The sequence below is a fragment of the Holdemania sp. genome, assembly GCF_986127675.1.
The window spans coordinates 1-18,260 of the sequence record NZ_CFQZWI010000058.1 but is presented as its reverse complement, the minus strand read 5'-3'; the positions used below and the strand labels follow the sequence as shown (position 1 = coordinate 18,260).

Genomic DNA, 18,260 nt, shown 5'->3' with positions numbered 1-18,260 from the left:
AATGTTTCCCGGATCCAGCGGTGATTGACCGTATTGATATTCTCAGCCATGCGCTGCCCGCTTGCCCTGCCATGTCTTCTCCCGGGCCATAAGCTTGTCGATCTCGTTGAGGACAATCGTCTTCTTTTGAGTCCACTGCGGTGCGATCAGCGCATCCGAGGCGCCGTCCCCAGTCAGCCGCTGAATGATGATTTCCGGTCTTAACAATTCCAGCTGGCGCACGACAAGACTGACGTATTCCTCGCGCGACAACAGCGGGAAGGGCTGTTCGGCATAGCTGCGGGCCAGCTGCGTATCCCGCATTAAATGAAGCATGTGAAGCTTGACGGCATGGATGGGCAGCAGGTTGATCTGCCGCACGGTTTCCAGCATCATTTCTTCATCTTCACCCGGCAGACCGTCGATCAGATGAACACAGATTTTTAACGGGGTCAACGCCAGGCGCTGAACGGTTTCGACCACCTCGGCATAACTGTGACCGCGGTTGATCGTCTGCGCGGTGGCGTCGTGAACGCTCTGCACGCCCAGCTCCAGCCAGATTTCCTTGCTTGCGCAGCAGGATGCCAGCCAGGCGATCTTTTCCGGTTCCAGGCAGTCGGCGCGGGTCGCGATCGCAATCGCCGCGACTTCCGGGCGGTCTAAAAAGGGTTTCACACAGGCCTGAATTTTAGAGAGCGGACCATAGGTGTTGGTATAGGCTTGAAAATAGGGAATAAAGTCGGCGTCCGGCCATTTATGGCGCATGACGGCCTGGCCTTTGATATACTGTTCTAATAGTGGTTCAGCCCGGTCTCCGGCAAATTCCCCGCTGCCTGAGCTGGTGCAGAACGTACAGCCGCCATAGCCGCGGGTGCCGTCGCGATTGGGGCAGGTGAACCCACCGTCCAACGGAACTTTGGCGATTTTTTTGCCAAAACGATGGCGCAGATAATAATTCCAGGTATGATAACGTTTGTTATCATCGGAAAACGGGAACGGATTAACGGACTTCATGGGCTTCTCCTAACGGGATGTGTTTCAATTCGTCAATCAGCTGGATCAGAAGCTGGCTGATCGCCTCGAGCATCGCTTCGCCCCACGAAGCGGAAGCCGTAGCCGGCTGATCAGGCCCGGTCCAGCCGTTGTCGCAGATCGCGGCGATGGGTTGGGGCATCGTCAGCGTTACCCCCTTGAACTGAACGGTTTTAAAGCCGGTTGTCGTGATGTTCTCACTGAGCGGCTTCAGCGTGGATTCACGGCAGCGCTCGCGATGGACGGCTTGCGGACAGATCGCAAGCATCGCCGCCGTTTCTTCCCCGCCGCCATGGCCGCCGCCCCAGGCCGGATCGATTTCTTTGGCCATCTGCCACCAGTTGGCGATGATTCCAAGATCGCCCTGGCTGTTCAATTTCAAAGCGACCTGTTCCAGCGCCGGCAGGTTACCGCCGTGGCCGTTCAGAAACAGAAACCGCCGCGCGCCGTGAGTCCGCATACTGTCGACGATCTCCTGCAGGACACGCCGCAGCGTTTCCGTGCTGAGACTGACGGTGCCGGGAAATCCCCGCAGATAGTCGCATGAGCCAAACGGCAGCGCCGGCAGCACAAGGATTTCCGTCTGCTTTTCAATCCGCTGCGCCAGCGCCTCGGGAACCAGTGTATCAACGCCTAACGGATTGTGGACGCCGTGGCATTCCAGACTGCCAGTGATGATCATCACGCTGTCGTTCGTTTTAAAATAAGCCTGAACGTCAGGCCAGCTTGTTTCAATACTAAACATAAGCGAATCTCTCCTTATCTCTTGATTAGTGTAAGCGATCCGGCTGTTTTTTTCAACTCGGTTGACGATTGCGGCTTCTTTGCGCGCGCAAGAAGCGGTATAATAGAGAAAAGAATGGGGGAGAAACCTGATGAATCGAGACGCGATCTTAAACGCGGCGGTGGACGAACAAGCGCCGCTCATCTGTAAAACTGCGGAAGTGATCTGGAAGCACCCGGAAACGGGCTTTAAGGAATGGAAGACAAGCGCGTATCTGGAACAAATTTTTACCGATCTGGGCTATGAGCTGGTCAAACCGGAGGGGATACCTGGCTTTTACACTGATCTGGACACCGGCCGGCCCGGCCCGAAGCTGTGTCTGATGGGCGAGCTGGATTCTCTGATCTGCGCGGAGCATCCGGATTGTGATCCGGTAACAAAGGCGGTGCATGCCTGCGGCCATCACGCGCAGGCAGCGGGGTTGGTCGGCGCAGCGGCGGCCCTGAAGCAGCCGGGCGTGCTGGACGGGCTGTGCGGCTCCATCCGGCTGATGGCGGTGCCGGCGGAGGAGCTGATCGAAGTGGGTTACCGCGAACAGCTGCGCGCCGAAGGCAAGATTGAATTTTTCGGCGGCAAGGTGGAGTTCATGCGGCGCGGTTATTTTGAGGACGTCGATCTGTGCGTGCTGATCCATACCTTCGACGATCCGGGGATGAAGCATGTTTACCAGCTGGCGCGGGGCAACAACGGCTGTATCGTGAAAAACATCACGGTTCATGGCCTGGCCTCACATGCCGGCGGTTCGCCGGACAAGGGCATCAACGCGCTGTATGCCGCCATGCAGGCGCTGCAGGCGGTCAACGCTCTGCGCGAAACGTTCCGTGACGATGAACATATCCGCTTTCATCCGATCATCACCGAAGGCGGACAGGCGGTCAACGCGATCCCGGAGGAAGTTAAGATTGAAAGCTATGTCCGCGGGGCTTCGTTAGAAGCCATAGATCAGGCCAACCGCCGGATCAACCGCGCGATCGCGGCGTCGGTCGCGGCGATGGGCGCGACGGTCACGCTGCAGGATCGGCCGGGGTATTGTCCGATGCATGATGACGAAGCGATGAACGAAGTTGCGCTGGCGGCGATGAAACGGATTGTCAGCGAAGATGAAATTTTGATTCAGACCCATTGGGGAACGGGCTGCACGGACATGGGCGATCTGTCGGCGGTGCTGCCGACGATTCAGCCGGGCTCCAGCGGATCGATCGGGGCTTATCATGGCAAGGATTTCCAGATTGCCGACGAAGATAAAGCCTATGTCAAACCGGCGAAGGCGCTGGTCTTTATCGCCGATGAGCTGTTAGGCAACAACGCCGAAAAGGCGAACCAGATCGTCGCTCAGTTCAAGCCGCTGTATCCGTCGCAGAAGGCTTATCTGGAGGATGCCCGGCGGCGTTTCCTGGATAAGGAAGCAGTACGGATGAATGCCGACGGCACGATAACGCTGGACTTTCAAAATGGGGAATAAAGCGAGATGACGGCGCCGGTCAGAGCCTTGAAAGCCGGTCGAAGCATCAGGACGAAAGACGCCTTACACCCTATCAGAAGCAATGAATCCTGAAAGCGGCAGGCTGGTATTTTGCATGAACGAAAAGAAACCGCGCGTGCGGTTTCTTCGGGAGTTCTCAAACGAGAACTCTTTTTCATTTCCCGGATGATCTGGATTTTGTTTTCATTTAATGCAAATTAAGGAAGAAGCTGTGTCCAGTGTTCTAACGGGAAGCAGCCCAGCAGCGTGAAGCTGATCAGCGCATACAGAATGCCCCAGCGGGCGGCCGGGATGATCCGTTTTAAGCGTACCCAGGCTAAACCTGCGCCGACCGCCAACACGCTCAAGGCCCAGACCGCCAGAATCCGGCGCAGCGTCCAGCCGTAAACAAGCGCGTACACGCCCAGCTTTAATCCGGCTAACAGGACAAACGCGATCGTACAGACGCTTAACAGCTTCGCCAGCGAACGCAGGCGGCCGGGAGCGAGCAGGGAAGTTTCACTGAGCGTGTGCAGGACCGCCAGCACGCTGAGATTTAACAACACAATGCCGCAGAGCTGCCAGAAGCCCTGAACGGCGTACTGACAAGCCAGCGTCACGGTGATGGCGCCGGCGATCAACTGCGTGAGATAGGCGTAAGCCTCCACCGCGAAAAACAAGCCGTAAATTCCGCCCAGCACGCCGATTACCAGTGCCGTCGTGAAGCCTGGCAAAACCTGCATCCGGGCCAGCGCTGCCTGCCATCGCCAAAGCGGGACAGCTGGTTCGGCCTGGTACAAGCTTCCGCCGGCTAAACCAAAGAGCCACGCGCCGACCGGCAGCGAGAGAATCACGGTAAGCAGCGTCTGCGGTGAAAGCCAGCCGAACAATCCGGCTCCGATCTGCTTTGCGACTTCGGCGAAGAACGGATCGGCGCCGCTCAGCAAGCTCCAGGCCGTCATTCCAATTCCGCCGGCTAAAAGCAGCGAGAAGGCGATCCATGCCGGACTGTGCGCGCCGCGGCTGCGATCGGCCAGATAATCGCGCAGCGCACTGCTCAGCACCTTGATTCGTAGTAGAAAATGACGCAGCGGCAGAACACAGAAGCCCCAGGCCAGTTCAAACGGAAAGCTGCCGCTGGTCCGGTTGTGGATTAAGATGCGGGTTCGGCACAGCGTCCAGTAGACTGCTTCCAGATGAAGCGCCAGAATCTGCAACAGGGCGAAGAAGCTCGTCGGCTGATAGAAGCATAAGGAGAGCGCAGTCGTCAGCAGGCATCCCGCCCAGAGTCTGCTTTCGCGGCTGGCCGGTCGGTCTAACCGGTTTGCGCCGTGACTGACCAGGAACAAATAGAGCAGCGTGAAGATGACTACGGCCAAGTTGCGGTAGGTCATCAGACGGAAGTCTTCAAAGCCCATCGCATAACCGACGTACAGAAATGCCATGGGGAAACTGAGGATCGCCGCGGCAGACCAGGAGAATCTCATGGCCGTCTTTTCAGTCGCGCCGCTTACCGGCCGGCTTTCGCTCATTTTCCTGCCTCCCGTCTGAATTCCAGCAGATCGCCCGGCTGACAATCCAGCACGTCGCAGATCTTGCATAGCGTCTCAAATTTAATGCCTTTCGCTTTGCCATTTTTCAAGATCGACACATTCGCCATTGTGATGCCAATGCGTTCGGATAATTCAGTCACGCTCATCTTGCGCTTTGCCAGCATGACGTCTAATGTTACATTGATTTCCATAGGCTTACACCATCAATTCGTTTTCCGTCTGGATCTGTTCGGCGATCGTGACCAGATAGGCGAGCGTGTAGGCGGCCACGGCGATCAACCCGCCCAAAGCCATGATTCCCAATCCGCTTAACATCAAAACCGGATGCAGGATGTTGAGGAACAGCGCGTAAAGACAGCCGATCAAGCACAGCGCGGTGTCAAAGAGCGCCAGCTTGCAGATCCAGCGCAGACCTTCGGCGTTTTCATGGCAGAACGAACGGTTGCGGCCAATCCGCGTGCAGATCCGCCAGAATAAGATCAGCGCGATATACAGGATCACGGCTGCCGTGGCGGACAACAGCTGCAGCGGCAGTTCTTCATTCAGCGTCCGGCGGTAGAATAAAATCAACTCATGAAGCAGACTCGGAATGCAAAGCCCGAATAAAACAAGTCCCAGGGCCGCCAGAATGACGACGAACAGTTTAAGCAGAAACGCCAATTTTTTATTGTTCATAACATCAACCTCTTTTCATCTTTGATTATAACAAGAAAATCTTGAAAATCAATATATATTTATCGGATTACAATAAATAATTATCGAAAAACAATTTGTTTATTGCCGCAGAAGGATGATTGCTGACCGGCGTAAAGAAAAATCCGGATCCTTTTAACTGATCCGGATGGGGTTGATTCTTTGTTTTCTCTAACAGCTGCGAATGAGTTCGGCGACTGCTTTTTTATCGTCGTTGGAACAAATTTCGATCATCGTTTCGTACGAGATTTCCTGATTGTCCGGGCAGCTCAGATAGCCCAGATAGCCTTGCGAATAACAGACGAGCACGTCTTTTTTCGGATCCAGATTCTGCATATAACCGGAAAACAGCTCAAACGGATTAAAGATCAGCCGGAACGGTCCCAGGCTGACGCGCGTGAATCGCACTTCATTGGGCAGCATCGCCAACATGCCGCGGTATTGTTCGACCATTTTCGCTCCCGTATGCAGCTCGCGGATTTCTTTCTCGCTCAAGCTTGCCGTATCCATCTGATTGATGTCAAACGTTTTCAAGCCTTTGTGAATCGGCAGCGTCTGATCGTTCCAATCCAGCTTCAGCGGCTGCATCCGCGGGGTCAGCTTCATCATCTTTTCCCAAGCCGATACGATTTCATTGGCCAGCCGGATGACTTCGTCGTAATTCTTGGCCTGACGGGTGAACCGTGTCGAAACGTCGCCGCACGGTCCCTGTAAGAACAGGAAGAATTCCTTCGGGTAACGCTGCTTCAGAATATCCAGCGCCGCGCCCGGATAATCGGAGGACAGGTAATCGGCATCCTCGGCGGAGATCGTCGGGTGGCAGTTATAGATCAAGAAGTTGCCAATCCGTAGACCTTCTTTGAAAAAGCTCAGAACTCCGGCCAGAACAAATTGATCGCTGCCTTGGGACAGCCGGCAGCGGCCGACACCGGTGAAATTGCGCACCTGATAGGAAACCGTCAGCTGCGCGTCTTCGCTCATCCGGCAGTTTCTGACCAGGTTGAGCAGCTTGATATCCAGACTCTCAAGATAAGGGGTATTTTCTTCAATAAAACCCAGTGCGTTGCATAAAGAAGGGGCATAATGCGTATGGGAACAGCTGAAAATGATCAGCGCGTCTTCGCCGACGGCCTGGCGCAGCGATTCCTCCATCCGCTCCTGAACGTCCTGCGAAATTCCCAGCGAATCAAATGTGATCAAGATCACTTCCCGACCATCGTCTACCATCCGCAGACAGCGGGCATATAAATCACCGCGAATTTTATTCAGCGGCTCGGCCTGCGTCAAAAATCCGACCGGCAGACAGCTGAAGGTAGGATTGATGCAGACTTGATTGTAACCAATTTTCACGTGATATCCCTCATTTCAAAATTAATTATAAAACGACTGGTTTGAAAGCGCAATCTTTTGTCCTGTTTTCGACGATTTGAAAGAATTCAAAAGAGAGCAGGCTATGTTTTGACGGGTCTGGGCGACAGGCAGATTGAAATGAAAGTGGGGTTTTTCCTCATTAAATATGCAAGGGAATCAACTGAGCTGACTTTAAACTGTCCGGTGAAAAGAATTCGCGCACAGTTTTCTCAACATGCAAAGATCATAATCACTTTGATCAACTGGCAAACAAGCAGGATCGGGCAGGGGCAAAGAATTCGAAAATAAAGTAAAAAACGGCGCATTTTCTGCGCGCCGTCCGTTGATAAAATCAGTTCCGATTACAATTCGATTGACTGGATCGCAATGCACCGCGGTCCGCCCTGAGTAATAAACGCGCAGGACAGATCGTAGAGAACGCATTCAGCTTCCGGAAACCGCTCCTTAACTCTGGTCAGAACCTTTTCAGCCTGTTCCTTACTGAACGCATGGGATACGCTGATCTGAACGCGGGCGTTGCGGACGTGTTCATCCAGCTTGCCTAAGACCGATTTGACCGCGGCGTCAAAGCTGCGGCCGACGCCGAACTTTTCCAGCCGCCGGCCTTCTTCGGCCTGAATCATGATCGGCTGTAATTTCAACAGGCCGCCCATTGCCGCCGCCATCGGCGTGCACCGGCCGCCGCGCTTGAGATAGCTGAAATCCTGCGGCAGTAAGAACGACAGGCTCGTCGCAATTTTATTCTGAAGTGTTTCCAGAATATCTTCGATCTGCCGCCCGTCGCGAATCAGCCGCGCCGCCAGGTCCACCAGATACCGATGCGGTCCGCACAGCGTTTGGGAATTGACTACGTGAATCCGTTCCGGATGCTCCGTGTGCTGCCGCGCCGCTTCCGCCGTCTGATACGTTCCTGACAAGCCATCCGCCATGGAAATGACGAGAATTTCATCATCCGGATATTTTTCAAACAGCTCGATCAGCTCGCCCATCGAAGGCTGCGACGAGGAAGGAATGTAGCCGGCTTTGATCAAGCCCAGAAACGTCTCGGCGTCGATTTCTTCAAATTCGCGGTAAGTCTTGCCGTTGATCGTAACACACAGCGGCGTGATGTCGCAGGGCAGCGCCTTGCCTTCTTCAATGGAATAAAGCGTGGAGGAATCAGAAATTAATCGAATCATAGTTGAACTCTCTTTCTTTACTTTTAAATGGATTAGGGAACGGGATGCGCTAAAGCAGAATGTAGCTCAGCACTGCGATGAAGTGAAAGAACGATCCCAGCAGAATGAACAGATGGAACAGTTCGTGAAATCCCCATTGCTTCGACAGATCCGGCTTTTTGATCATATAGATCACGGCGCCGATCGTGTACGCGATTCCGCCCAGCGCGATCAGCATCAGGCAGCCGGAAGGCATCTGCGAGAAACCGCTCCAGTCAAACAGTACGGCCCAGCCCATCGCCAGATACAGCAGCGTATACAGAATCCGCGGCGCACTCAGCCAGCAGATCTTCGCGATGATGCCGGCCAGTGCGATCGTCCAGATCACAACCGCAAACGTAATTCCTTCCCGCCCCGGCAGATAGGTCAGACACAGCGGGGTGTACGTGCCGGCGATCAGCACATAGATCATCGAATGGTCCAGCTTGCGGAACAACGTGTGATGCGGATGATCCCAGCTCAGTGTGTGATAATAGCTGGATGCGCTGTACAACGCGATCATCGAAGCGCTGAACACGCAGCAGGCCAGAATCGTTTTAAGCGGACGTTGGTTCGCAACTCCGGCGGCGATAAACACCAACGTGGCGATCACGCCGAAGCAGGCGCCGAGAAAATGGGTGTAGCTGCTGATCGGATCCTGAACATTCTTAAACCAACGAAACATACTATCAGCTCCTTTTTAATCTAGTTATCAAAACTAGATCATATAAATATCATATCATATTGGCGAGGAACTTCAACTACAAATCTTGGTTTTTGTCTAAGCGTATGCTTATTCCCTTATTCATTTTCTTATTGTAGCCGTTTTGACAAGAATTGAAAAGCCTTTCCGGCATTTTTTTAGCGGGATCACAGGCAGAAAAAAGAGGGCTCAGGAAAACGTTTCATAAAAAAGAAACAACGATGAAAACCCTTGTTTTTCAGGCAAGATTTGATTGACTTAAAACGGGGATTTTGTTATTCTTGAATAAGCGATGAAAAGGAATAGTAATTCTACCGTCTGACCGATCAGAGAGCCGGTGGCAGGTGCAAACCGGCGGCAGACCTGAACGAACTGACCTTGGAGCTGAATCTGAAAAAAAGGATTCCGTGACTTCCTGCGTTAAAGGAAAAAGAGGGGCACAGAAGGGATCTTTCTGTGAACTAAGGTGGTACCGCGCGCTGACGTCCTTAGATGAAGGGCGTTTTTTATTTGTTTGAGAAAGGATGAATTTTATGAGCTACGATCACAAGAGTATTGAGACAAAATGGCAGAAGGTATGGGAGGAGAACAAGACGTTCGCAACCGATGCCTGGGACTTTTCCAAGCCGAAGTTTTACGCGTTGGATATGTTCCCGTACCCATCCGGGGTCGGTCTGCATGCCGGCCATCCGGAGGGCTACACGGCGACCGACATCGTCAGCCGCATGAAGCGCATGCAGGGCTACAACGTGCTTCATCCAATGGGCTTTGACAGCTTCGGTTTGCCAGCGGAGCAGTATGCGATCCAGACCGGCAACAATCCCAACGGCTTCACACTGAAAAATATCGAAACATTTAAGCGTCAGCTGAAAATGTTAGGTTTCAGCTATGACTGGGACCGCGAGGTATCGACGTGCGATCCTTCGTTCTACAAATGGACGCAGTGGATTTTCAAGCAGCTGTTTGAAAGCGGCCTGGCAAAATGCGTTGAGATGCCGGTTAACTGGTGTGAGGAATTGGGCACGGTTCTGGCCAACGACGAGGTCATCGACGGCAAGAGCGAGCGCGGCGGTTATCCGGTTGTGCGCAAGAACATGCGCCAATGGGTCATCGACATCGTGCAGTATGCCGAGCGGCTTTTGGAAGGGCTGGACGAGGTGGACTGGCCGGAATCCACAAAGGAAATGCAGCGCAACTGGATCGGCAAATCAATCGGCGCGCTGGTGGATTTCCAGGTTGCTGGACATGCGGAGCAATTCACGGTTTTCACAACCCGCTGCGACACGCTGTTCGGCGCGACCTACTGCGTTTTAGCGCCGGAGCATGCGCTGGTTGATCAGATCACGACGCCGTCGCAGAAAGCGGCGGTCGAGGAGTACAAGCGGCAGTGTGCGACAAAATCGGATCTGGAACGTACGGAATTAAACAAGGAGAAGACCGGCGTCTTCACCGGCGCGTACGCGATCAATCCGGTCAACGGCAAGCAGATCCCAATCTGGATTTCCGATTACGTTCTGGCTACCTACGGCACGGGGGCGATCATGGCGGTACCGGCTCACGACGACCGCGACTATGCCTTCGCCAAGAAGTTTGGTTTGGAAATCATTCCAGTCCTGGAAGGCGGCAACGTCGCCGAGGAAGCCTGGACTCAGGACGGCGTGCATATCAACTCGGAATTCTTAAACGGCATGAACAAGCAGGATGCGATTGATACGATGATCCAGTGGCTGAGCGAGCATCACTGCGGCCAGAAAAAAGTCAATTACCGGCTGCGCGAATGGATTTTCGCCCGTCAGCGATACTGGGGCGAGCCGATTCCGATCGTCCATTTGGACAACGGCGATACCGTCGCGTTAAGCGATGATCAGCTGCCGCTGTTACTGCCGGACCTCAACGATTACAGCCCGTCAAAAACCGGCGCTTCGCCGCTGGAGAAAGCACCGGATTGGGTGAATGTGGAAATAAACGGCGTCAAGGGCCGCCGCGAAACGAGCACGATGCCGGGCAGCGCCGGCAGCAGCTGGTATTTCCTGCGTTATATTGATCCGCACAATGAGAAGGAACTGGCTGATCCCGAGCTGTTAAAACACTGGATGCCGGTCGATCTGTATATCGGCGGACCGGAGCATGCGGTCGGGCATCTGCTTTACAGCCGGATGTGGAATAATTTCCTGTATGATAAGGGCGTGGTCCCGGTCAAGGAGCCGTTCCACAAGCTTGTCCATCAGGGCATGATTCTCGGCTCCAACGGCATTAAAATGGGTAAAAGATTCCCGGAATATGTCGTCGATCCGAATGTCATCGTCGAGAAGTACGGTGCGGATACGCTGCGGCTGTACGAAATGTTTATGGGACCGTTAGAGGCCAGTAAGCCATGGAGCGAAAAGGGCGTCGACGCTTCGCGCAAATGGCTGGAACGCGTCTGGCGTTTAGTCATGGAACAGTCGGAGAAAGTCACGGATGAACCGACGCCGCAGCTGGACTACGCCTACCACTTTACCGTGAAAAAGGTCACAGAGGACATTGAAACGCTGAACTTCAATACGGCGATTTCGCAGATGATGATTTTTATCAACGAATGCTACCGCGCCGACAAGATCAACCGCGAAATGCTTTTAGGCTTCATCAAGCTGCTGAGCCCGTTTGTGCCGCACATCGGCGAGGAAATGTACCAGCACTTAACCGGCGCGGAAACGATCGCTTATGAAAGCTGGCCGACCTATGACGAAGCGAAGTTGGTGAAAAATGAAACGGAAGTCGTCGTTCAGGTCAACGGCAAGCTGCGCGGCAAGTTCATGACGTCGGTGGACGCCGGGGAAGACGAGCTGAAAGAAAAGGCGTTAGCGGTCGAGAACGTTCAGCCGTTTATCGAAGGGAAGACGATCCGCAAGATCATTGTGATCAAGGGTAAGGTCGTCAACATCGTCGCAAATTAATGGAATAACAAAGCCAGGCCTGTCAATGAACCTGGCTTTCTTTATGAGGCATGCTAATGCGTACAGAGTGGAACAGGCATTCAAGAAAAGGGAGGAACGGGCATGAAAATCACGATGATCGCCGCACTGGATGAAGCTGGCGGCTTGGGTAAAGCTGGCCGAATGCCGTGGCATTGCCCGGCGGATCTGCGGCAGTTTCAGGCGTATACGATGGGAAAACCGCTGCTGATGGGCCGGAAGACGGCCGAGCCGCTGCGCCGCAAGCTTGCGGGACGGCAGCTGATCATCCAAAGCCGAGTAATGGAGGATCCGGACTTTCCCATCGTTCGTTCGGTTAAAGAAGCGCTGGCCTGGATGGAGGCACACCCGGAATATGACGAGCTGGTGATCGGCGGGGGGGGGGAAATCTACGCTTTGTGGCTGCCCTATGCCGCTCATTTGCGGTTAAGCCGGATGGCTGGCTGCTATAACTGTGATACGTTCTTTCCAACGTGGGATCCGCAGGAATGGGATTGCCGCAAGCAAACCCGGGAAGACGGTTTTGTGCTGGAAGAATGGGATAGAATGAATCGGAAGACAGAGAAATAAAGGAAACTGCCGAGGGAGAAATTCCTCGGTTTTCTTTTGGAAAAGATGGAATATTCCCGGTTTAGTCACAATCCAAGGAGGCATTTCCTTAAATCGACCGGAATCGAATCAAGATCTCGCAGGTCAACTTTTTCAGATAGGCATTCTTTTCTTTTTTCAGCGTCCCAATGTCGCAATGGCTCAGCAGCTGCATCAAATAGATCTCGGCAATCCGAAGCTTCAGCAAGGATGAAAAATCCAGTGTGCAGAAAATGACGGCAGAAATTTTATTCCCTTTGTGGCTGAGTTTGCCGTCGGAAAGAAAGACGTCGATGCCTTCTCGGCCATAATCTTTCTTATTTCCCATTAATAACAACGTACCGTTGACAATCTTGAAATCGATCGTGGTCTCTATTTTTTGAAATTCGTCGATCAATCGCTGAAATTTTTTAGGTGTGCGGCAATTTTTATAAACGATGAACTGATAAATCTGCAAGAGACTGGAAAATTGAATGGTTTCATAGAAGGCAATGGTTTCATCCCGGATGAAATAATCATCAATCAAAAAAATATCGGAAAATGCCTGAGTTAAATTCAGCTGGGTTTCGGCGTCTCTTTCTTCAAAATTAACCCGATAATAGGGCAGATCATAGGAATAAAACTGCGGCAGGGTACTGAAATCAAAGTTCGTAATGATCATATCATAGTCAGCAGAGTTCAGATGCCGGATTTCATAAAACTCGCATACTCGGATAGTTTCAATATACGCACCGAATTCATTTGTGATCAGTTTTCCGATAAACCTGGAATAGGATAACCCCGCGCCAGAGGTGATCAGAAGGCGTTTCTTTCGAATGGGAACCGGAATCGACGCCAGTAAGGTCATGAAGAAGTTAATAAATCGAAAATAATCGTCACCGGATAGCGATAAGCGCCATTTACTTTCCAGATGTGAAGCAACTTCAAAACCAAGATAAGTGACTAAAGGGGAAACGAGGGAAAATTTATTGGTGATGACGCCGCCGAAGGTAATTTTTGTTTCAAAATGGAAATAATGTTTAATCATGATCTGCGCTAAATGGAGTTGAAATTCATTGCAGAAAGTTGGATTGTCTGTCAGCCGCAGATTAAATTGACGAATTAAAAAGCGGTGGCAATCTTCGCTGATCTGTCTAAAAGTTTCAGCGATTGGCGAAGCTTCGACTGAGCGTAAAAAACGGCGGGCGTCGCTGATATCCGCTCTGCTCATCATCAATGCCGCAAACTGATAAACTTCGTTGATATCCACATTGAAATCGCTGGGAAAGCTTTGACTGAGATGCTCAAAAAGCGCGGCAGCCGGCTGGAAAAACGCCGTTTGATTCAAAAAATCAAAGGCCGGACTGGCCTCAATCGAATAACCATGCTTGCGCCGATTCATGAGTACAATCAGATAAAATGACAGCCAGATAAACATTGCGTCGGTAAAGTGGATTCCGCTGCCGGAAATAAAAATTTTGAATTCCCGGCGGATCGCTAAAAATAAATCCCGATCGCAATAGACGAATTGGTTATACGCCGTTTCATCTTTTTGAATTAGGGTCTGGTGATGCAGTGGCCCGATCAGCTGGATGATTGCCATACGGTAGTTGATTTCCGATCCAGTCAGCTTGATGCCTTTGCCTTTTTTATGCAGGATCGTCAGCTGATGATTTCGGAAATACGTTGTGATATCTGAGATAACCGGGCTTAAAGCGCTGCGGGAAAAATTGAGTTCTTCCGCCAGATCGTCGATTTTAATCCAATCGTCGATCGACGCCAGCTTTCGCGCGATAAAGAGAAAGCTTTCATTTTCGTTGTATTTAATCTGGTTGAGCACCGTGCAGGTAACGTTGATCTGATCGGCGAACGCTTGATAGAGTTGTTCATCCTCGATCTGAATCTCGAATCCGTAGTTTCTGCGCGAATGAATGGAAAAACCGTTTTCCTGACAGGCCGGCTGCATTTCTTTGATGGTGTCGCGGATCGTGCGCGAGCTTAATTTCAATTCCCGGGCGATGTCGCCGGATTTACAGGGCGCGGCATTGCTGAAAAAATAATAAAGTATTCTTAACTGACGATTATTCATAATTCCGCCCTTTCACCTCAAGCGCAGGTTAACCCTGATCATTGAAATGGATCCGCACTTGTATTCTTATCCATTATAGCGAACATGCTGTAACCTTTTCCGTGTTAATTTTTTCCAGTATTTATAATGGAAAAACTGAAATTTCCATTAACTATGTGAAAAAGAACGGATGGCATCCGGAGTAATGGAAAAGTAGAATGAATTCAGGAAACGTTAAGCGCTTACATTTTCGAGTGAGAGGAGTGGATTCATTGCGGTTATTATTGGGATCGCACGGACATCTGGCCAGCGGGATGGCCACAGCTATTGAAATTCTGGCGGGGCCCCAGACTTCGCTGACGGTATTGGACGCCTATGTGGACGGCCGGAATATCGACGAGGAGCTCAAGGCGTATTTTGCTTTAGTGCCGGAGGGAGAAACCGTCGTCATGCTTTCCGATTTATACGGCGGCAGCGTCAATCAAAAGATGTATTTATACTTAGACCGGCCGCATACGTTTTTGATCGCGGGCGTAAATCTGGCGCTGGTGCTGGAGCTGTGCATGCAGGAAGACGTGACGCTGAACTCTTTGCGGGCATTAACGGAACAATCCCGGCAGATGCAGCGCGTCGTGCTCTATGACCAAGACGAGGGAGTTCCGGCTGGGGATGAAGGAGAATTTTTTTGAAAGAAAAGAGGAAGAACAATGATTAAATTATGCCGTCTGGATGATCGGATGATTCATGGACAGATTGTGACGAAATGGTCGCGGGTGGTTCCTGTTGACCGGATTATCGTCGCCAACGATCAGGCCGGTTCCAATCCGATTATCGCCAAATCGCTGTTGATGGCCGCGCCGGGCAATATCAAAGTCGCCGTGAAAACGGTTAAGGACGCGGTCGAGCTGCTGCACAATCCGAAGGCGTCCGCTCACGATATCCTGTTGATTGTCGCCAATCCTCAGGATCTGCTTACCGTCGTGGAACAGGTCGAGGGGATTCATCGCGTGAATATCGGAAACTGGGGTTTGCTGGAAGCCAGCGATGGCAAGCAGCGGGAAATGGTCTCTCAGTTTGTCGCGTTATCGGAAGATGAAAAAGCGATTCTTGCGAAAGTCAACGAGAAAGTCGAGGATTTCGTTCTGCAGGTAACGCCGGACGTTTCCGCGATCAAGGTTTCGTCAATTTTGAAAAAATAGAAAAGGGGAATCAATTATAATGTTAATCGCTGCATTAAAACTCAGCCTTCTTTACTGGCTTTTAGGAATTTTAGATACTGCGGCGCTGGGCTGGCAGGCTCTGACGCGGCCAATCGTCGTCTGTCCGCTGGTCGGCATTCTTTTAGGCGATGTGACGACCGGCTGTATTCTTGGCGCTTCGCTGGAATCGTTGTTCATGGGCATTTCGGCAATCGGCGGTTCGATTCCGGCCGACGCGACGACGACCAGCTATGTCGCTACGGCGTTCGTCATTCTGACCGGCGCCGATATCGAATCAGCCGTGGCGATCGCGATGCCGATCGGTACGGTCTTAGCGTCTGTCACGATGCTTCCGTACGGGTTGTTCTCACCGATTCAGGGCTTTTTTACAAAACTGCTGCAGGATAATAAAATCAAGCAGTATGAAATCGCAGTCTGGGTCTTTACGTTTATTTCGCCATTGATCAACACGGTCATTCTGTTCGGCTGCATTTACTTCGGCGTCGATGCGCTGCAGCTGGCGATTGCTTCGCTGCCGGCATGGGTCATGACCGGCTTGGGCGCGGTCAGCTCGATGGCGCTGGCGGTTGGCTTTGCGATCCTGACGTCGCAGATCATGAATAAAGAGACGGTCATCTGGTTTTTCGTCGGCTTTGTTTTAGTCAAATACGTCAATCTGGATACCGTGGCTGTCGCCGTAATCGGCGCCGCTGTGGCGATTACGATTTTCCTGCTGGAAAAGAAAATTATTGAAAATAAAGGAAAACCGGAAAGCAAAGAGGAGGAGGAATTTTTCTGATGAAAAACATGATGATCAGCGCTGATGAAAAAAAGCTGCTCCGCAAGGTGGAGATCCGCTCACATACGTGCTTCTTGGCCGCTACGATGGTCAATATGGAAGGCAATGGTTTTACATTCTCGTTAATTCCGGCGATCGAAGAAATTTATAAAGATGATCCGGAAGGGAAAAAGGAAGCCTATACCCGTCATCAACAGTTCTTTAACACCCACGCCGTCCCGTTCTCCTTCATCGTCGGCCTGGCCTGGGCGATGGAAAAGGAAAAGAAGGAAAAAGGCTCGGTCGACGGAGAAACGATCTCCAGCGTCAAGTCCGCGCTGATGGGACCGACCGCGGGGATGTTTGACAACTTGTTCTTCAACTGCCTGCGCATCATCGCCGCCGGTATCGGCATCGGCTTGGCTCAGCAGGGGAATATTCTGGGCATGGTAATGTTTATCCTGATTTACGGCGTGCCGCAGTCGATAGTTAAAATGTGGTTCTGCCGGCTGGGCTACACCTATGGTACGGCGTTTATCGACATGATGTTCAGCACCGGCTTAATGGCCAGCTTTACCAAGGCGGCTTCAATTTTAGGGATTATGATGGTCGGTGCGATGACGGCACAGATGGTGTATGTTCCGCTGAACCTGATCCTGCATATCGGCCCGGCAACGTTGGAAGTCGCGCCGGTGCTCGATGCGATTTTCCCGGGCTTTATGAGCATCGCGCTGTTATTCGGCTATGTCGCGCTGATCAAAAAAGGCTGGAAACCGATCAACCTGATTTTATTGACGATGGTCATCGGTTTAGTCGGCGCTTTAATTCATATCTTTTAAGTTGGCATAACGGAGCGCGCCGCGGAAAAAGGAATGGACAATTCGCGATTTTCCCAGCCGCTCTGTTGTTTTCTTTAACGCCGCTATAACTGTGAAAAACAGAAAATTGTTTGCAGTTCAGCTCGGATTTTAAATGACTTGGATTTACAATAGAAGAAAAGGAGGCCTAGCCTTATGAAATTACTTGTTCAAGGCGACGATTATGGTTTCACCAAAGGCGTGACGTTGGGGATGCTGGAGGGCATCGACCACGGCGTATTAACCTGCAGCGGCTTATTTGCCAATATGCCGGATGCGGAATGGGCAGCCGCGCAGATGCGTGCCCGGCCGGATTTCTGCTGGGGCATCGACTTCAATCTGGTGACTGGTCCGTGCTGTGCGGATCCGCGCCAAATCCCGCATTTTGTCGACGCTGCCGGAAACTTCATCCGCTCCAGCATAACGGTTCGGGATCCCCGCTGGCAAAGTGAAGCGGGACGGCGCGCGATGTTTCCGTTTGAAGAATGTTATTTGGAAATCCGCGCGCAGTTTGATCGCTATGTAAAGTTGGTTGGGAAAAAGCCAGGCTATCTCAACGGCCATTCGATCAATCATGAAAATTTGACGTCGGCGATCCGGCAGCTGGCCAGGGAAGAAGCGCTTCCGTATACCAACGATATTCTCGAACAGTTTCATTTTGCCTGGGCCGTGGATATCGGCGGAAACGAAGCGACGACGAAGAAAATCTTTGATCCGGCCGCTCAGGTTAACCGCAATCCGCTGCAGTATTTTATGGAGCACGCCGATGACTATCTGAAGCATGAATATGTGTTTGCGGGCGGTCATCCGGGCTATGTTGATGCTGCGCTGTTCAGCCAGACCTCGCTGTCAATCGAGCGCTGCCGGGATCTGGAAATGATTCTTTCGCCGGTGTTGAAGCAATGGATCGAAGAACACAAGGTTGAACTGATCAGCTATGCTGATTTAATTTAGGAGGAAGAAAACGATGAAATTATTAGTTCAGGGCGACGATTACGGTTTTACCAAAGGCGTAACCTACGGCATTATTGAAGCGATCGACAACGGCATCCTGACATGCACCG

Annotated in this window: 18 protein-coding genes and 1 other annotated feature; of the genes, 9 read left to right on the top strand and 9 right to left on the bottom strand. The window is 51.9% G+C overall.

Going from position 1 to position 18,260, the window contains the following annotated elements; translation table 11 throughout:
- Positions 1 to 42 precede the first annotated feature (42 nt).
- Both mnmL and AC5OW4_RS09685 read right to left on the bottom strand, forming a co-directional pair.
- Positions 43 to 993, bottom strand: a complete 951-nt coding sequence (gene mnmL, locus AC5OW4_RS09690; RefSeq protein WP_195397167.1) for a tRNA modification radical SAM protein MnmL/YtqA — start codon at positions 991 to 993, stop codon at positions 43 to 45.
- A complete protein-coding gene (locus AC5OW4_RS09685) occupies positions 980 to 1,756 on the bottom strand; it encodes a creatininase family protein (protein ID WP_195397168.1) in 777 nt (258 codons plus the stop codon). Before AC5OW4_RS09685 ends, mnmL begins: the two co-directional genes overlap by 14 nt.
- A gap of 130 nt (positions 1,757 to 1,886) precedes the next feature.
- Here AC5OW4_RS09685 and AC5OW4_RS09680 point away from each other — a divergent pair, with 130 nt between their 5' ends.
- On the top strand, positions 1,887 to 3,257 hold the full coding sequence (locus AC5OW4_RS09680; RefSeq protein ID WP_493676915.1) for an amidohydrolase: 1,371 nt from the start codon (positions 1,887 to 1,889) through the stop codon (positions 3,255 to 3,257).
- A gap of 218 nt (positions 3,258 to 3,475) precedes the next feature.
- Here the strand turns inward: AC5OW4_RS09680 and AC5OW4_RS09675 are convergent, their stop codons facing one another.
- From AC5OW4_RS09675 to trhA, 6 genes are all read right to left on the bottom strand, one after another.
- The gene (locus tag AC5OW4_RS09675) at positions 3,476 to 4,789 is read right to left on the bottom strand and encodes a DUF4153 domain-containing protein (protein WP_308560242.1); all 1,314 of its coding nucleotides are present in this window, start codon (positions 4,787 to 4,789) and stop codon (positions 3,476 to 3,478) included.
- Complete coding sequence (locus tag AC5OW4_RS09670) at positions 4,786 to 5,001, bottom strand: helix-turn-helix domain-containing protein (RefSeq protein ID WP_006060594.1); 216 nt, start codon at positions 4,999 to 5,001, stop codon at positions 4,786 to 4,788. Before AC5OW4_RS09670 ends, AC5OW4_RS09675 begins: the two co-directional genes overlap by 4 nt.
- A 4-nt stretch (positions 5,002 to 5,005) precedes the next feature.
- Positions 5,006 to 5,485, bottom strand: a complete 480-nt coding sequence (locus AC5OW4_RS09665; RefSeq protein WP_308560243.1) for a DUF2975 domain-containing protein — start codon at positions 5,483 to 5,485, stop codon at positions 5,006 to 5,008.
- Positions 5,486 to 5,674: 189 nt separating this feature from the next.
- Entirely contained in the window at positions 5,675 to 6,853 is a 1,179-nt protein-coding gene (locus AC5OW4_RS09660) for a hypothetical protein (RefSeq protein WP_195397171.1), read from the bottom strand.
- A gap of 362 nt (positions 6,854 to 7,215) precedes the next feature.
- Positions 7,216 to 8,052, bottom strand: a complete 837-nt coding sequence (locus tag AC5OW4_RS09655; RefSeq protein WP_308560244.1) for a DegV family protein — start codon at positions 8,050 to 8,052, stop codon at positions 7,216 to 7,218.
- Positions 8,053 to 8,101: 49 nt separating this feature from the next.
- On the bottom strand, positions 8,102 to 8,755 hold the full coding sequence (trhA, locus tag AC5OW4_RS09650; RefSeq protein WP_072684531.1) for a PAQR family membrane homeostasis protein TrhA: 654 nt from the start codon (positions 8,753 to 8,755) through the stop codon (positions 8,102 to 8,104).
- 301 nt (positions 8,756 to 9,056) lie between these two features.
- Positions 9,057 to 9,266: a binding site (T-box leader), on the top strand.
- Between the two features lie 40 nt (positions 9,267 to 9,306).
- Here trhA and leuS point away from each other — a divergent pair.
- Both leuS and AC5OW4_RS09640 read left to right on the top strand, forming a co-directional pair.
- Complete coding sequence (gene leuS / locus AC5OW4_RS09645) at positions 9,307 to 11,709, top strand: leucine--tRNA ligase (RefSeq protein ID WP_493676914.1); 2,403 nt, start codon at positions 9,307 to 9,309, stop codon at positions 11,707 to 11,709.
- Positions 11,710 to 11,811: 102 nt separating this feature from the next.
- Positions 11,812 to 12,297, top strand: a complete 486-nt coding sequence (locus tag AC5OW4_RS09640) for a dihydrofolate reductase (protein WP_072684529.1) — start codon at positions 11,812 to 11,814, stop codon at positions 12,295 to 12,297.
- An 88-nt stretch (positions 12,298 to 12,385) separates the two neighbouring features.
- On the opposite strand, the gene AC5OW4_RS09635 is transcribed toward AC5OW4_RS09640, so the two are convergent.
- Positions 12,386 to 14,383: a BglG family transcription antiterminator gene (locus AC5OW4_RS09635; protein WP_072684528.1), complete on the bottom strand. Its 1,998-nt coding sequence runs from the start codon at positions 14,381 to 14,383 to the stop codon at positions 12,386 to 12,388.
- A 251-nt stretch (positions 14,384 to 14,634) separates the two neighbouring features.
- On the opposite strand from AC5OW4_RS09635, the gene AC5OW4_RS09630 reads away from it, so the two are divergent.
- From AC5OW4_RS09630 to AC5OW4_RS09605, 6 genes are all read left to right on the top strand, one after another.
- Positions 14,635 to 15,051, top strand: coding sequence for a PTS sugar transporter subunit IIA (locus tag AC5OW4_RS09630; RefSeq protein ID WP_159432789.1), 417 nt, complete (start codon positions 14,635 to 14,637; stop codon positions 15,049 to 15,051).
- Between the two features lie 18 nt (positions 15,052 to 15,069).
- Complete coding sequence (locus AC5OW4_RS09625; RefSeq protein ID WP_072684526.1) at positions 15,070 to 15,561, top strand: PTS sugar transporter subunit IIB; 492 nt, start codon at positions 15,070 to 15,072, stop codon at positions 15,559 to 15,561.
- Between the two features lie 19 nt (positions 15,562 to 15,580).
- On the top strand, positions 15,581 to 16,360 hold the full coding sequence (locus tag AC5OW4_RS09620) for a PTS mannose/fructose/sorbose/N-acetylgalactosamine transporter subunit IIC (protein WP_072684525.1): 780 nt from the start codon (positions 15,581 to 15,583) through the stop codon (positions 16,358 to 16,360).
- Positions 16,360 to 17,178: a PTS system mannose/fructose/sorbose family transporter subunit IID gene (locus AC5OW4_RS09615; protein ID WP_072684524.1), complete on the top strand. Its 819-nt coding sequence runs from the start codon at positions 16,360 to 16,362 to the stop codon at positions 17,176 to 17,178. The genes AC5OW4_RS09620 and AC5OW4_RS09615 overlap by 1 nt, the downstream gene beginning before the upstream one ends.
- Before the next feature lie 174 nt (positions 17,179 to 17,352).
- Positions 17,353 to 18,150: a ChbG/HpnK family deacetylase gene (locus AC5OW4_RS09610; RefSeq protein ID WP_072684523.1), complete on the top strand. Its 798-nt coding sequence runs from the start codon at positions 17,353 to 17,355 to the stop codon at positions 18,148 to 18,150.
- Positions 18,151 to 18,163: 13 nt separating this feature from the next.
- A partial coding sequence (locus AC5OW4_RS09605; RefSeq protein WP_493676916.1) for a ChbG/HpnK family deacetylase occupies positions 18,164 to 18,260 on the top strand: 97 nt, incomplete at its 3' end.